At 49.1% G+C, this 15082-nt stretch carries 17 protein-coding genes; 11 read left to right on the top strand and 6 right to left on the bottom strand.

Annotated elements, in window-relative coordinates:
* Positions 1 to 13 precede the first annotated feature (13 nt).
* The 8 genes from dnaK (at position 14) to lepA (ending at position 9936) form a co-directional block, all read left to right on the top strand.
* Positions 14 to 1903: a molecular chaperone DnaK gene (dnaK, locus tag FD38_RS02200; protein WP_057730745.1), complete on the top strand. Its 1890-nt coding sequence runs from the start codon at positions 14 to 16 to the stop codon at positions 1901 to 1903.
* 127 nt (positions 1904 to 2030) lie between these two features.
* Positions 2031 to 3179 (top strand): molecular chaperone DnaJ, encoded by a 1149-nt coding sequence (gene dnaJ, locus FD38_RS02205; protein ID WP_057730747.1) that lies wholly within the window; start codon positions 2031 to 2033, stop codon positions 3177 to 3179.
* Between the two features lie 307 nt (positions 3180 to 3486).
* Positions 3487 to 3636, top strand: a complete 150-nt coding sequence (locus FD38_RS02210; protein ID WP_057730749.1) for a teichoic acid D-Ala incorporation-associated protein DltX — start codon at positions 3487 to 3489, stop codon at positions 3634 to 3636.
* 40 nt (positions 3637 to 3676) lie between these two features.
* A complete protein-coding gene (dltA, locus tag FD38_RS02215; RefSeq protein ID WP_057730751.1) occupies positions 3677 to 5203 on the top strand; it encodes a D-alanine--poly(phosphoribitol) ligase subunit DltA in 1527 nt (508 codons plus the stop codon).
* Positions 5203 to 6414, top strand: coding sequence for a D-alanyl-lipoteichoic acid biosynthesis protein DltB (gene dltB, locus FD38_RS02220; protein ID WP_057730752.1), 1212 nt, complete (start codon positions 5203 to 5205; stop codon positions 6412 to 6414). Before dltA ends, dltB begins: the two co-directional genes overlap by 1 nt.
* Before the next feature lie 42 nt (positions 6415 to 6456).
* Positions 6457 to 6690: a D-alanine--poly(phosphoribitol) ligase subunit DltC gene (gene dltC, locus FD38_RS02225; protein ID WP_057730754.1), complete on the top strand. Its 234-nt coding sequence runs from the start codon at positions 6457 to 6459 to the stop codon at positions 6688 to 6690.
* 3 nt (positions 6691 to 6693) lie between these two features.
* A complete protein-coding gene (gene dltD / locus FD38_RS02230) occupies positions 6694 to 7983 on the top strand; it encodes a D-alanyl-lipoteichoic acid biosynthesis protein DltD (protein ID WP_057730755.1) in 1290 nt (429 codons plus the stop codon).
* A gap of 120 nt (positions 7984 to 8103) precedes the next feature.
* Positions 8104 to 9936 carry a translation elongation factor 4 gene (lepA, locus tag FD38_RS02235; protein ID WP_057730757.1) on the top strand — a complete coding sequence of 611 codons (1833 nt, stop codon included), beginning with the start codon at positions 8104 to 8106 and terminating at the stop codon, positions 9934 to 9936.
* 242 nt (positions 9937 to 10178) lie between these two features.
* On the opposite strand, the gene FD38_RS12725 is transcribed toward lepA, so the two are convergent.
* The 3 genes from FD38_RS12725 to FD38_RS02240 all read right to left on the bottom strand — a co-directional run bounded on the left by FD38_RS12725 (position 10179) and on the right by FD38_RS02240 (position 11772).
* Entirely contained in the window at positions 10179 to 10787 is a 609-nt protein-coding gene (locus FD38_RS12725) for a hypothetical protein (RefSeq protein ID WP_147007806.1), read from the bottom strand.
* A gap of 16 nt (positions 10788 to 10803) precedes the next feature.
* Positions 10804 to 11190, bottom strand: a complete 387-nt coding sequence (locus FD38_RS12730) for a hypothetical protein (RefSeq protein ID WP_147007805.1) — start codon at positions 11188 to 11190, stop codon at positions 10804 to 10806.
* Between the two features lie 174 nt (positions 11191 to 11364).
* A complete protein-coding gene (locus FD38_RS02240; RefSeq protein WP_057730760.1) occupies positions 11365 to 11772 on the bottom strand; it encodes a hypothetical protein in 408 nt (135 codons plus the stop codon).
* Positions 11773 to 12418: 646 nt separating this feature from the next.
* Between FD38_RS02240 and FD38_RS02245 the strand changes: the two genes are divergently transcribed.
* The gene (locus tag FD38_RS02245; protein WP_057730762.1) at positions 12419 to 12691 is read left to right on the top strand and encodes a hypothetical protein; all 273 of its coding nucleotides are present in this window, start codon (positions 12419 to 12421) and stop codon (positions 12689 to 12691) included.
* Between the two features lie 48 nt (positions 12692 to 12739).
* Here FD38_RS02245 and FD38_RS02250 read toward each other — a convergent pair whose 3' ends face one another.
* The 3 genes from FD38_RS02250 to mscL all read right to left on the bottom strand — a co-directional run bounded on the left by FD38_RS02250 (position 12740) and on the right by mscL (position 13866).
* The gene (locus FD38_RS02250; protein WP_057730764.1) at positions 12740 to 12946 is read right to left on the bottom strand and encodes a hypothetical protein; all 207 of its coding nucleotides are present in this window, start codon (positions 12944 to 12946) and stop codon (positions 12740 to 12742) included.
* 44 nt (positions 12947 to 12990) lie between these two features.
* On the bottom strand, positions 12991 to 13356 hold the full coding sequence (locus FD38_RS02255; protein WP_057730766.1) for a hypothetical protein: 366 nt from the start codon (positions 13354 to 13356) through the stop codon (positions 12991 to 12993).
* A 132-nt stretch (positions 13357 to 13488) separates the two neighbouring features.
* The gene (mscL, locus tag FD38_RS02260; RefSeq protein ID WP_057730767.1) at positions 13489 to 13866 is read right to left on the bottom strand and encodes a large-conductance mechanosensitive channel protein MscL; all 378 of its coding nucleotides are present in this window, start codon (positions 13864 to 13866) and stop codon (positions 13489 to 13491) included.
* Between the two features lie 229 nt (positions 13867 to 14095).
* On the opposite strand from mscL, the gene FD38_RS02265 reads away from it, so the two are divergent.
* Together FD38_RS02265 and FD38_RS02270 are read left to right on the top strand one after the other, a co-directional pair.
* Positions 14096 to 14362 (top strand): hypothetical protein, encoded by a 267-nt coding sequence (locus FD38_RS02265; protein ID WP_057730769.1) that lies wholly within the window; start codon positions 14096 to 14098, stop codon positions 14360 to 14362.
* A 374-nt stretch (positions 14363 to 14736) separates the two neighbouring features.
* Positions 14737 to 15054: a hypothetical protein gene (locus tag FD38_RS02270; RefSeq protein ID WP_087741920.1), complete on the top strand. Its 318-nt coding sequence runs from the start codon at positions 14737 to 14739 to the stop codon at positions 15052 to 15054.
* The last annotated feature ends 28 nt before the right edge of the window (positions 15055 to 15082 follow it).

The following is a 15082-nucleotide window of genomic DNA, read 5'->3' on the forward strand; positions in this document are numbered from 1 at the left end:
GAGGGAATTTTTGATGGCAAGCAACAAAATTATTGGGATTGACTTAGGGACGACGAACTCCGCCGTTGCCGTTTTGGAAGGTAGTACACCAAAGATTATTGCCAACAAGGAAGGTGCCCGGACGACGCCATCCGTTGTGGCCTTTAAGGACGGGGAAACCCAAGTTGGTGAAGTGGCCAAGCGTCAAGCCATTACCAACCCGAACACGATTTCATCCATTAAGAGTCACATGGGTGAAGCCGGCTACAAGGTCAGCGTTGACGGCAAGGACTACACGCCAGAACAAATCTCCGCGATGATTTTGCAACACTTGAAGTCGTTTGCTGAAGACTACATTGGCGATACGGTTTCTCAAGCCGTTATCACGGTGCCAGCCTACTTCAACGATGCCCAACGGCAAGCCACGAAGGATGCTGGGAAGATCGCGGGCTTGGACGTTAAGCGGATCATCAACGAACCAACCGCTGCGGCCTTAGCTTACGGCTTGGACAAGCAAGATAAAGACGAAAAGATCATGGTCTACGACTTAGGTGGTGGGACGTTTGATGTTTCCATCCTGGACTTAGGGGACGGCGTCTTTGACGTTCTGTCCACTAACGGGGATACCCATTTAGGTGGGGATGACTTTGACCAAAAGATCATGGACTGGTTGATCGCCGGCTTCAAGGAAGAAAACGGTGTTGACTTGTCTAAGGACAAGATGGCCTTACAACGGTTGAAGGATGCGGCTGAAAAGGCTAAGAAGGACCTCTCCGGGGTTACCGAAGCGTCCATCAGCTTGCCATTTATTTCCGCCGGTGCCAACGGTCCATTGCACTTGGAAAAGTCCTTATCCCGGGCTAAGTTCAACGAATTGACCGCTGACTTGGTTGAAAAGACGCGGATTCCAGTGGAAAACGCCTTGAAGGATGCCGATTTACAAGCCTCCGACGTTGACGTGGTCATCTTAAACGGTGGGTCCACCCGGATTCCAGCCGTGCAAGAAGCCGTTCAAAAGTGGACCGGTAAGGAACCAAGTCACTCCATCAACCCGGACGAAGCCGTGGCCTTAGGGGCCGCCGTTCAAGGTGGGGTCATCACCGGTGACGTGAAGGACGTTGTCTTGTTGGATGTCACCCCATTGTCCTTAGGGATTGAAACCATGGGTGGCGTCTTCACCAAGTTGATTGATCGCAACACGACCATTCCAACGAGCAAGTCGCAAGTCTTCTCCACGGCGGCCGATAACCAACCCGCCGTTGATATCCACGTCTTACAAGGTGAACGGCCAATGGCTGCTGACAACAAGACGTTGGGGAACTTCCAACTGACGGACATCCCAGCCGCACCACGTGGGGTTCCTCAAATCCAAGTGACCTTCGATATCGATAAGAACGGGATCGTCAACGTTTCGGCTAAGGACATGGGGACCAACAAGGAACAAAAGATCACCATCAAGAGTTCCGACGGTCTGTCCGACGACGAAATCGAAAAGATGATGAAGGAAGCCAAGGAAAACGAAGCGGCCGATAAGCAACGGAAGGAAGAAGTCGACACCAAGAACGAAGTCGACCAACTCCTCTTCCAGACCGACAAGACCTTAAAGGAAGTTAAGGGCAAGGTTTCCGACGACGAAATCAAGAAGGCTGAAGACGCACGGGATGCTTTAAAGAAGGCCCAAGAAGCCAACAACCTGGACGATATGAAGACCAAGAAGGATGACTTAACTAAGATTATCCAAGACCTCTCCGTGAAGTTATACCAACAAGCCCAAAACGCTCAAGGTGGCGCTAACGGAGCCGCTGGTGCGGCCGGTGCTGCTGGGGCCCAAGGGACTCAAGGCAACGACACGAACAACGGTGGTAAGGATGACAATACCGTTGACGGGGACTTCCACGAGGTTCACGATGACGATAACAAGTAAGCCAAGCCAACTTTGAGAATAAGTTAGGGCAAAAAGTCAGAGTCCGCGGGGCTTTGGCTTTTTGTTTCGAGGTATGCTATTCTTACTAGTAGTTTTTTAATATCGGGATTTGATTGGGAGGAAAACGATGGCGCAAAAGGACTTATATGGTGTACTTGGTGTCTCTAAGGACGCCAGTCAAGACGAAATCAAGAAGGCCTACCGGAAATTATCCAAGAAGTATCACCCAGACCTTAATAAGGCCCCTGATGCGGCGGAAAAGTTCAAGGAAGTCCAGGACGCTTACGACGTCTTGGGCGATAAGCAAAAACGGCAAAACTACGACCAATACGGGTCAGCAGACGGTGCGCAAGGCGGCTTCGGTGGCTTTGGCGGCGGTCAAGCTGGCGGTTTTGGTGGCGGCGGCTTCGGCGGCGGTGGCGGTTTCGACGACATCTTCAACCAATTCTTTGGTGGAGGCGGTCAACGGAACCCGAACGCCCCACGGCCGGGTCGGGACCTGCAGTACCAGATGAACTTGACCTTTGAAGAAGCCATCTTTGGGAAGAAGACCAAGATCACCTACACCCGTGAGGCACAATGTCACACCTGTGGGGGCAACGGGGCCAAACCCGGCACCTCACCGGTCACCTGTCACCAATGTGGTGGTTCCGGTTACGTGACTACGGTCACCAACACGCCGTTAGGCCGGATGCAAAGTCAACAGCCTTGCCCGGTTTGTCACGGAACGGGTCAAGAAATCAAGGAAAAGTGCCCAACCTGTGGTGGGTCGGGTCACGAAGAACAACGGCACGAAGTGGAAGTCACCATTCCCGCTGGGGTGGACGACGGCCAACAAATGCGGTTGCAGGGTCAAGGTGAGTCCGGCACCAATGGTGGTGGCTACGGGGATCTCTTCATCATCTTCCAAGTCACGCCTAGCAAGGACTTCCGGCGCGATGGCACCGAAATTTACTTTGACCAACCAATTTCGTTCATTCAAGCAGCCTTGGGTGACGACGTTCAGGTCAAGACCGTCCACGGCGACGTCAAGTTGAAGGTGCCCGCCGGCACGCAGGGCGGCACCACGTTCCGGTTACGGGGCAAGGGGGCGCCACGGTTGCGTGGTAACGGCAACGGGGACGAACACGTCACCGTGAAGGTCGTGACCCCGAAGAACCTGAACAAGGGGCAACGGGACGCCTTACGGGCCTTCGCTAAGGCCAGTGGCGAGAACGTCTCCGGCACCGGCAAGGGCAACTTGTTTGACAAGATGCGCGACAAATTCAACGAATAAATAGTAATTGAGACAGGGACTGGTGTGGGTTTTAACCAGTCAAGGCTACTGAAAGTGTTCAGTAGCCTTTTTTTGGTCACTCAATTAACTAAAGATTCCAAAATGAAAAGAAACTATTAAGGTTGAGCGGTGTTATTTGCAATCCGGTTTTGGCAATGATAACCTCAGACTATAAGCAATGACCGGAAACTTCGGGATTGCCTGCGCGCCTCTTGCTTCTCGGGAGAACCAAGAGCGACGTATTTGATCGACACCGACTACGGGGACGTTAGGAATGTTAAGTCGGGAAATTTGGGGGTGAAAACTCATGCGCACAAAGTGGCTGGCAATTTGGCATCAGCCAGTGGTCGCCTTCATTGGCTGGACCGTTTTCTACTTTGCGATTTTAATGGCGTTAGTTTATTTGTACGGCTATAGTGGCCTGAACAGTACGACATTTATCTATAATGAGTTTTAAACGGAGTAATTGAAAATTGAATTCTTTGGGGGGATAAAGATTGATTGAGAACATGATCACGACAATCGACCGAATTGCAACACAAGATCCAGATCGACTGGTTTACGATGATTTGGGTCACACGAACACGTACGGGGAATTGAAACAGTATTCCGATGCTTTGGCGGCGCATTTGGACGCCATGCAATTACCACGTGAAGCCCCCATCTTAGTCTACGGGGGTCAAACTTTTAACATGATGGCGACGTTTCTGGGCATCGTCAAGAGTGGGCACGCCTACGCGCCGATTGATACCCACTCACCACTAGAACGGATTACCACGATTAACGACATTGCCCATCCGGCAGCCGCCATCGCGGTAGCGGCCTTACCGACCGACCTACCGGGTACCGCGGTAATCACGCCAGACAATTTACAAACGATTTTTGAAAAACCCGTAACGGACTACCGCGTGGATCACGCGGTCAGTGGGGATGAGACCTACTACATCATCTTCACGTCCGGGACCACGGGGAAGCCTAAAGGGGTCCAAATTTCACACACCAACTTATTAAGTTACGTGAATTGGATGCTGAGTGACGATTTCGACCTGCCACAGCGACCACGGACCTTGTCCCAAGCCCCATACTCGTTTGACCTGTCCGTGATGGACTGGGGACCGACCTTAGCGGGTGGCGGGACGCTGGTGGCGTTGCCGAAAAAGGTGACGGATAACTTTAAGGAACTGTTTGAAACGTTACCGCAGATGAACTTGAACGTCTGGGTCTCCACCCCGTCATTCATGGATATCTGCTTACTGGAACCGACGTTTGACGCCGCACACTATCCGGACCTGCAACGGTTCCTGTTCTGTGGTGAAGAGTTAACCCACGCCACGGCGCAGGCCCTGCATCAACGGTTCCCGCAAGCGCGAATCTTTAACACTTACGGCCCGACGGAAACCACGGTGGCGGTCACCCAAGTCGAAATCACGGGTCAAATCCTCGCCGATTATCCGCGGTTACCGATTGGGTACGCCAAGGACGACACCACCATTAAGGTCGTGGACGACCAACTCAACGAGGTGCCCGCCGGTACGGAAGGCGAGATCCTGATCAGTGGTCCGTCGATGTCGAAGGGTTACCTGAACAACCCCGAAAAGACGGCTAAGGCGTTTATCACCTGGCACGGCCAACAAGTTTACCGCGCGGGTGACTTAGGGGTACAACTGGAAAACGGCTTGATTATGTACCGTGGGCGAACGGACTTTCAAATCAAGCTCCACGGCTACCGAATCGAATTGGAAGAGGTGAACCACTACCTGTCCCAAGAAGAACACATCCAAGTGGGGGTCGCGGTACCGAAGTATAACCGCGACCACAAGGTTAGCCAGTTGGTCGCCTGGGTCGTTCCGGCCGCTCAAGAGTTGAGTGGCTTGGCGTTGACCAAGGCCATCAAGGAAAATCTGCAGGGTGGCGACATGATGGAATACATGATTCCACAACGGTTCGTCTACAAAGAAAGCTTACCGATGACCCCCAACGGCAAGGTTGACATTAAATCTATTATTGCCGAGGTTAATCAGTAATGCTGTCATTTGAACCATACGGGAACCCCACTTACTTCGCCTTACTAGGGGTGGCCCTGTTGCCATTGATGATCGGCTTGTTATACGGCAAACGCTCACGACTATACGAAACGTTGATTTCAATCTTCTTTCTGGTCTTGACCTTTGGGGGACCGAAGTGGACGCAGGGAATTGCCCTGATTATCTACATTTTGTATGAAGTGATGTTGACCTGGGGGTACGCCGTTTACCGTAAACAAAAGAATTCGGGACCAGTCTTCTACCTGATGGTGATCCTGGCGATCCTGCCGCTGACCGTGGTCAAGGTCACGCCGGCCGTGGAAAACGGCCAAGCGTCGTTAATTGGGTTCTTAGGAATCAGTTACCTGACGTTTAGAGCGGTCCAGACCATGATGGAAACGCGGGATGGCACGTTAAAGGATTACCAAGTCATGACGTTCTTGCAATTTATGCTCTTCTTCCCCACCATTTCATCCGGGCCAATTGACCGTTACCGGCGCTTCGAAAAGGATTACCGGTCGGTGCCGGACCGGGCGACCTATCTGGGGATGGTGCAAAAAGGGGTCCGTTACATCTTCGTGGGCTTCCTGTACAAGTTCTTATTGGCGTACTACTTCGGGTCCATTCTGATGCCGAAACTGCAGGTCATGGCAATGCATTCTCGCGGTGGGTTTATGGACCTGTCGTGGCCGGTACTGGGGTACATGTATGCGTACAGTGCCGATTTGTTCTTTGACTTCGCCGGGTACAGTTTGTTTGCCGTCGGGACCTCGTATCTGATGGGGATCGCGACGCCGATGAACTTCAAGCAACCTTGGCGTTCGCCGAACATCAAGGACTTCTGGAACCGGTGGCACATTACCTTGTCCTTCTGGTTCCGGGACTTCATCTATATGCGGTTGGTCTTCTGGTTCATGAAGCACCGGGTGTTCAAGAGTCCACGGACCACGGCCAACGTGACCTACATTATTAACATGTTGGTCATGGGATTCTGGCACGGGGTCACGTGGTACTACATCACCTACGGGCTCTTCCACGGGGTAGCGCTGGTCATCAACGATGCCTGGCTACGCTACAAGAAGAAGCACCGGCAAAGTGTGCCGCACAACCGCTTTACGCAGCTGTTTGCCATTTTCTTAACGGCGAACTTGGTCTGCTTTAGTTTCCTGATCTTCTCAGGATTCTTAAATACACTCTGGTTTACCAAATAATAAAAATATGGAGTATTCAATTTCATTTAGGGGGAAATTATCATGGATGTAAAAGAAACTGTTTTGTCAATCTTATCAGATTTAACGGGGAACGATGTTAGTGGTGCCATGGACGATAACCTGTTCGATAGCGGGTTATTAGACTCCATGGGTTCCGTGCAACTCTTATTGCAATTACAAAGCCAACTGGGCGTTAGCGTGCCAGTTTCCGAATTTGAGCGGTCAGAGTGGGACACGCCCAACAAGATCGTTAAGAAAGTCGAAAGTCTGGCTTAATCAATGGCGAAGCGACTGCTACGGATCTTTGGTCCGTTAATTCTCGCGGCGATTCTGGTTCTTGCGATTTTAGTATCACCGGTGACTTTCGGTTTTAAACACGTCAGTGCGGGTGAGGAACGACAAGCTGCCGTTTCGTTATCACCCAACGTTTTAAAGGGGAAACGCATCAAGGAAGCGGCCTTAAAGGAAAACTATGTCCCGTTCTTCGGGTCTTCCGAATGGTCCCGAATTGATCCCATGCACCCCTCGGTTCTAGCCCAAAAGTATCATCGGGATTACCGTCCATTTCTCTTGGGGGCGCGGGGGACGCAATCGTTAACGCAATTCTTCGTCATGCAAAACATTCAGGGCGAATTGCGTAACAAGAAAGCGGTCTTCGTGGTTTCTCCGCAATGGTTTGTGAAGGACGGGACCCGGAAGGATGCTTTTGCCTTCTACTATTCTCAACTGCAGACGGCAGAATGGTTATCCCATTACCGCCACGATGCGATTGACCAGTACGCGGCGCAACGGCTGTTACAGATGCCGGTTGCCAAGTCTGATCACTTCATCTATGCGGCGCTGCAACGCGTGGCCTCCGGGAAGTCGTTGACCGATTATCAACGCTTCTATCTGCGGACGAAGATGAACATGCTGACGCAAGAAGATCAATTCTTCTCCGGAATCAACCTCCCATCGCAGAATTGGAACAAGGTTAACCAGCAAGCAAAGAAGTTACCCACTCAATATTCTTATGCCAAGCTGGATAAACTAGCCGGTCAGATTGGTCAGGAACAGACGGGGAATAACCGGTTCCGGATTAGTGATACCTTCTACAACCAAGGTCTGAAGCAAGAACTGAAGACCGGTAAGTTGCAAGGCTTCCAACGGAACTTAAGTTACACGCAGTCGCCGGAATTTGGCGACTTCCAGTTAGTCCTTGATCAGTTTGCGCGTTTGAACACCAACGTGATGTTCATCATTCCGCCGGTTAACGACCGGTGGGCGAAGTACACGGGCTTGTCGCAGAAAATGCTGCGGCAGTTCGACCAAAAGATTCGTTACCAACTGCAGTCACAAGGGTTTAACAACATTTGTGACCTCAGCAGTAAGGGCAACGTGCCGTACTTCATGACGGATACCATTCACTTGGGTTGGCGGGGCTGGTTAGCGGTTGACCAAAAGGTTGATCCGTTCTTAACTAAGACCCAGGCACAACCGAAGTATCGGATTAATGATAAATTCTACTCGCAGAAGTGGCAGCAACTGGATCCAACGCAGTTAGCGGCTTACGAAGCGACGACGAAGTAACGTGAAGAGAGTTTGGCGGTGGCCAGACTCTCTTTTGCTGTCTCGGGCGCGGCGTTTGTACTTCCCGACCAGGGTTGGTATAATTATCGAGATATGGTGTTTAGGAAAGTAGGAAAATAAATGGACCTGGAAAAATTAAAGCAACATCAAAAATACATTCGGAACTTTTCCATCGTGGCCCACATCGACCACGGGAAATCGACCCTGGCGGACCGGATTCTGGAAATGACGGATACGGTCTCGAAGCGCGATATGCAGGATCAGATCCTGGATAACATGGACCTGGAACGCGAACGGGGCATTACGATTAAATTAAACGCGGTCGAATTGACTTACCACGCCAAAGACGGGCACGACTACGAGTTTCACCTGATTGACACCCCGGGACACGTGGACTTCTCCTACGAGGTCTCCCGGAGTTTAGCGGCCTGTGAAGGCGCCGTTTTGGTGGTGGACGCCGCCCAAGGGGTCGAAGCCCAGACGCTCGCCAACGTGTATCTGGCGTTAGACGACAACCTAGAAATCGTGCCGGTCATCAATAAGATTGATTTACCATCGGCGGACCCGGACAAGGTCAAAAAAGAAATCGAAGACGTGATCGGGTTAGATGCGTCCGACGCCGTCTTGGCCAGTGCCAAGCAGGGCATCGGCATCGAAGACCTCTTGGAACAAATCGTGGCCAAGGTTCCGGCGCCGAGTGGCGACCTGGACGCGCCGTTAAAGGCGTTGGTTTTCGATTCGGTTTACGATGATTACCGCGGGGTCGTGTTAAGTGTGCGGGTCTATGACGGGACCGTCCAACCGGGTGACAAGATTCGGATGATGAACAGTGAGACCGAATACGAAGTGACTGAGGTGGGCGTCAACTCGCCCAATCCGCTCAGCCGCGATTACCTGATTGCCGGTGACGTGGGTTACATCACGGCCAGCATCAAGGACATTACGGAGACCCGAGTCGGGGATACCGTGACCAACGCGGAAGACCCGGCGGCTAAGGCGTTACCGGGTTACCGGGAAATGAACCCGATGGTCTACGCCGGGTTGTACCCCACGGACAACGCCAAGCTAAACGATTTACGGGAAGCCTTGGAGAAATTGAAGCTCAACGATGCGGCGCTGGAATTTGAACCAGAATCCTCGCAGGCCTTGGGCTTCGGGTTTCGATGTGGCTTCTTGGGCATGTTGCACATGGATGTGGTGCAGGAACGGTTGGAACGGGAGTTTAACCTCGACCTGATCACCACGGCGCCGTCCGTGACGTACCACGCTTATTTGACCGATGGGACCATGAAAGAGGTCGAAAACCCGGCGGAAATGCCGGAAGCCTCGGCCATCAAGAAGATTGAGGAACCCATCGTGAAGGCGACCATCATGGCACCTAACGAGTACGTGGGGGCGGTCATGGAACTCTGCCAACACCGGCGGGGCCAATTCTTGACCATGGAATACCTGGACGATTACCGGGTCAACATCATCTACAACATGCCGTTATCCGAAATCATTTTCGACTTTTTCGATAAGTTGAAGTCCAGTACGCGGGGTTACGCCTCTCTGGACTACGAAATGAACGGGTATCAGGAAAGTGACCTGGTTAAGATTGACTTACTGCTAAACGGCGACAAGGTCGATGCGTTGAGCTTTATCGCGCACCGCACGTTCGCGGCGCAACGGGGTCGAGAAATCGCCAGTCGTTTGAAGGGCATCATTCCACGGCAAAACTTCGAAATTCCGATTCAGGCGGCCATTGGGGCGAAAATCATCGCGCGAACGACCATCAAGGCCTACCGGAAGGACGTCACGGCGCACCTGTATGGTGGGGACCGTACGCGGCGGATGAAGCTGTTGGAGAAACAGAAAGCCGGGAAGAAACGCATGAAGGCCGTGGGCCGCGTGGATATTCCGCAAGAAGCCTTCATGGCAGTTTTGAAGACGGACGAGGACGAAACGAAATAAGAAACACTATTGTATTAATGTTAAGATCCGGATTCTGATGGTAACTTACCATCAGAATCCGGATCTTTTTATCTATTCTCCCACATTCTTCCCACGGAAGCTTGTGGGAAAAATAAAGTTCCTTCCTAATTCAAACTTGTATAACTCTGAATTCTCTATTTGAGTCAAAGATGGCATGGCCTTTGATAATCTTTTGTTCTCTAATTGGACCGAGATAAGTCACCAGACTGAAGTTATTAGTATTAGTCACCAACGTATTCAGTTGAAATTTTGTGCCAAGAACCGTTTTTGTACCGGTATTCGGTCAAGTAATCATGATGAATCCAATCCCATTCGTGTCTTGTAGGGATTAAATGACTGCCATATTCAAAAATAACTTTAGATTTTTGAGTGGGACGGTAGTCAGATAGCGTCGAGTGATATTTTTTATCATAGTTTGTGTTCTCGGTGTAGATATTTTTCCGTGCCTCGATACGGTATCCATGGAAGGAATTATACTTTTTAGTATTGTGTGTACCAACTTTAAACCAATTAGATCCCTTAGCGCTCACTACGTAGGTGTAGTAACTATTGGAATTGAAACGTCCTGATTGTAGAACCCATGAAAAATCAGTTCCCCAATTCTCCAATTTGTAATGGCTTCCCTTAGGCGCTGTATAGGTTGCTACTGAGTAACTGTATGCTCTAGGCACAACATTTTTAATTTTTAAGATTTTTACATCACGAGTCATGGTAACCCAATGACCATATCTCCAAAATGGAGCACTAGCTTGTGCAGTTTTACTAATTGTAGTAACACCACTAAATGAGAACACTATAAGTGTAAATATTAATAATTTATGTTTTTTCATAATCTACCTCTATGAATCAATAGCCGCCGTTAGCGTATCGGTAATAGTGGGATTTAGTAACTTTATGGACGGTTGCCATTCCGACTAAACGAATTTTATGGTATCCCACCTTTTTTAACTTCAAAGTGGGATAAATAGTATCTCCTAGAGTAAAGGTAGTGTGGAATCGATATGTTTTGCCACTCTTTGAAATACTCCTGATATGGTATGAATAAACGTCGGCCTGTGGAGCTCCCTCGTGTAGCGTATGCTTCGTTAACCATAGAAGATGATTATCACCAATGTAGTATCCACGCATACTGTGTGGCGTGGTAGTAGATGCGGAAGCAATTTGAGAGAGACCGGTGACCGTCCCAAAAGAGGCCACTGCTAAAGCAGCCGCAAAGACTTTACTATTTTTCATTATTTCCTCCCACGGAATATGTACTCAGCTTTTAACGTCTTCGGGTGTGGACAAAGTGAAGGTGCGTTTTGTAATTGTATTTATTTAAGTAAATGGAATAATTAAAATGTTATCAATAAAGCAGAGAAATGTGATCCGATTAGTGACAAATTAATTTGAAAATATGATTGTTGTCTATTCGATAGCCTTATGGTGGCTAGTGAAGGTTATATAACCCTTTATTCTAAGCGTATTTTTAGTTCTTTTAAAAGTATCAATGTGATAGTGAATGCCGCCCATGTCTGTTGTTGTGTGGACCTTATAAATTCCATGTCCTTTACTTACGACATATCGCACCTTTTCAGGGCATGTATCCTGTTGAGTTCTTCCCGTCCAAAAGCTGTGTTTGGCTCCATGATAAATATCGGCATTTTCGTAAGCAAAACTACCATGAATATATACCCAGCTGCGGTGGCGCTTCCAATTTCCCCGAAGGGCCTTGGGCAATGTTGAATAGACCTTTGCATTTGCGGTAACTGGTGTGGTTACTAGGATTAAACTAAGTGAGAGCATTCCTAAACCGATTGTCAAAATTTTTTTCATGTTAGTACCTCCAAGTTATGTACAGTTAAAATATTATCACTACCGGAAATGATATAGTAGATTTAACATTTAAAAAATTGTTTATATTCAGAATTATAAGTTTGACTAGTGGTTCATCAGATCCCCCGGATTATACTTGAAGTTTTTAAAACAGATAAGAAATCTATTTAACATAACAAAAATTATATCAAGTTAAAATTGAATTTGCTCAGGATAGAGTTCAAGCTTGCAAGCGTTAGGCGAGCTTAGTAAACTGTACTTAAAAGCGTTGCTCTGATCAAGTTCATGTAAAACCGAGAATTGTGAATTTTGAAATGCCGGTATGATGGGATTTCTTTAGTATTCCCCACATGTGTGGGGGTGATTCCACCTCTATGAAGTGATCTGCGGGTGTGCATACGTATTCCCCACACGTGTGGGGGTGATTCCGGCCATGAACGCTTCCTGTGGAATATCCACGCGTATTCCCCACACATGTGGGGGGAAACCCTAATTGTTATTATCATCCTGCTCGACGCAGATGGTTTCAGATAATTGAGTGACTGAACCCTCCGAACGGGTTGAGTGTCTAACCATGGCCCACCTTAACTAAGCTCGTTATAATGATCCTAATGTAACGGCGAACTTAGATTAGGGGGGAGAGCCTATGCTGGGGTATGTTCTAGGTCGTGATGGGGATATTCACGACTTTATTGAAACCTTAAAACGGGTGCACGGTGAGCTAGAGTACGATGAGATTCGACTAATGCGCGAGTTGATCGAGCTAACGGCCCATCCGGGAAACGTTGTTAACATGGCCGAGAAGCTCAATCTAACCTCCGTCGAGTTGAGTGACTATCTGCAACATCTCCGAGCCTGTGGGTTAATTGACTATTGGTCCGAAAAGTCTTCCAAACCGTTAAGTAAGTCTGTTATCTGAATAGAAAAAGGGCCGCCGTTCGCGTGAACAGCGGCCCTTTGTGGCCTTTCAATGTCGATGAATTTCTAGTGTTAACGACCGAGGAGCGTGCCCGCGGACTTTGTAGGTAGCGAGATTTTCGGTGTCCGCCTGAGCCAACTGTTTGGCAAAATCCTTGGCTTGATCGTCCTCGATGCCTTCCAAACTATAAGTCCGGGTCCAGCGAGCCGAAATTTGACGGACTTTGGTTAAGACAGGTTGAATTAAATTATCCATTAATTAAGCCTCCTGAGTACCCTTTAAGAATAATATGCTAGGGACTAACCCTCGCGGTTGGCGTCTTCTTCCAGTTCCAGCCAGATGGTCAGCGGGGACGGAATGTAGTCGGGCCACGCCTCCATTTTTTTCGCGCAACGGTCCAAAATATGACTTTGACCGTCGGCGTCCATGTCGGCAAAGACCGCTAAGGCGACCGGATTATCACTAAGATCGGTCATTAACGTTGGGACAGCATGCTTCCATTCCTCGAGGAGGTCTTGGTAAATGACGATACGGCGCGCTTGTGCGATAGCGGCATCCACCCCGGCGAGGTGTAATTGCTTGATCAGCCGGTCGTATTCGTTAAAAACGGCCGTTTGGGCCCGTTGCCAATCGGTTTTGGTGAAGGTTACTTTCTCTTCTCTCATGGTCGAATTCCCTCTTTAACAGTTATGTAGCGTTTTGGTAAAACCCGTAAAGTTCCAAGTCCTACAATAGTATAGCATTTTAGCGCGAAATAGATAGCGTTGATTGGGAGTGGCCGTGCGGGGTGTTGTCGACTAGTGCTCGTCTTTCTTTAGCAGGTCGACGATTTCCTTGAGGTACTTTTCTTCGGCAGAAGGTTCATCGGCCGCCTCGTCGTCCTTGGGAGCGGGCAACAAGTGGTTCAAGAACTTGACCAGTAAAAATACCACGAAGGCGATGATCAGGAAGTTGATCACGGAGTTAATGAAGGCCCCGTAACGAAAATGCGCGTCACCGACCGTGAAGACCAGGTTGGAAAAGTCGATACTGCCCACGAAGATTCCCAACAGCGGGTTGATCAGGTTCTTGACCAGCGAATTCACGATGGCGGTGAAGGCAGCCCCGACGATAACCCCGACGGCTAAGTCCATCACGTTACCCCGGGCGATAAATTCTTTAAATTCTTTGAGCATAAAGTGAAACCTCCCTTATTAATAACTTAATTCTTAACGATTTAGCGCGAAAATGCAACCTAAACGCAAGGAAGATGGGGATTGGTGCTTAGAAATTGGGCGGTCGAACGGTGACAAGCGACGATCATTTAACGTGGCAATGACTAAACGATTAGGTACGAAAAGACTAGAGAGCCACGAGACGTTCCCGTATAGTAAAGGTAACCTTTCAAAACAGGAGTGACCAACTATGGCAGTGGATAAATGGCCCATTGATCCCGAACTGATTGACGACGACTTGGAAAATATTTTAGACTTTGAGGCGCGCCTATTGTGCATCATCGGCAGCCCCTTGACCGACCAGGAGATTGCGGAAGCCGCTACGATTCCGGTGGCCATCATTACGGCCATTCGGCAGCAGGAAGTGGATTACCACGACATGAAATTGACCGATGCGCTGGCCCTAGACGAAGTGTACGAACTGGCCCAGGAAGCCTACGATGAACCGACGTCTTAATGAAAGAAAATAGTCGTCAGCTTGCGAAGTAAAAGCTTAGCCTAAACCGGGTCGCTACGATTAATTTCATAGCGACCCGGTTTCATCGACGCTGCTCACGTCATATTTTTAGTTTCTTGCAGTCACGGTATTTTGAGTAATTATGGATTCCTAATTTCATCCAACGGTGGTATAATGTAAGTGGTTTCACAAACTGAAATTAACGGTAAAACTCGCTTTCAGCGGGGCTACTGGGGAATCTCTAGTCAGATTGCTTGCATTTTAGGGTGAAATCTATTATTATAGTGAATTGATACATTTTCAAGCGGTTAGACAACCGAAACGGCACTCACCGTTAACCAAACCGAGTAGATTGTCATTAGGAGGTGATTACCATGCTGAGTCGAACTAAGGAATATTTACGGCAACATAATTATCGTTATGAAAAGTCGTACATTCGGCCATTGATGGCGCCAGAGAGCGTCTACGTCTTTAAATTTGGCCGTCATTCGCTCAATAATCGGGTAATCATTCGCTATGGTCATACGTGGACTGGGCGTCAGCGAATTAACGAGATTGATTTGCGACTGCACAAACAAAAGCATCCCCGGGTGTTCCAAAATGAAGCGGATATGCTCGATTATTTAGAGACGCATCTTGCCCGCCGGGAGCAAAAACAGGCTGACCATCCGACCGATACCGAAAAGGTCTAAGGTTGGTTCCATTAATTTTAAGGGCTAA

Origin of the sequence: Levilactobacillus zymae DSM 19395 (genome assembly GCF_001434115.1) — a bacterium.
In the GTDB taxonomy this organism is placed as follows: domain Bacteria; phylum Bacillota; class Bacilli; order Lactobacillales; family Lactobacillaceae; genus Levilactobacillus; species Levilactobacillus zymae.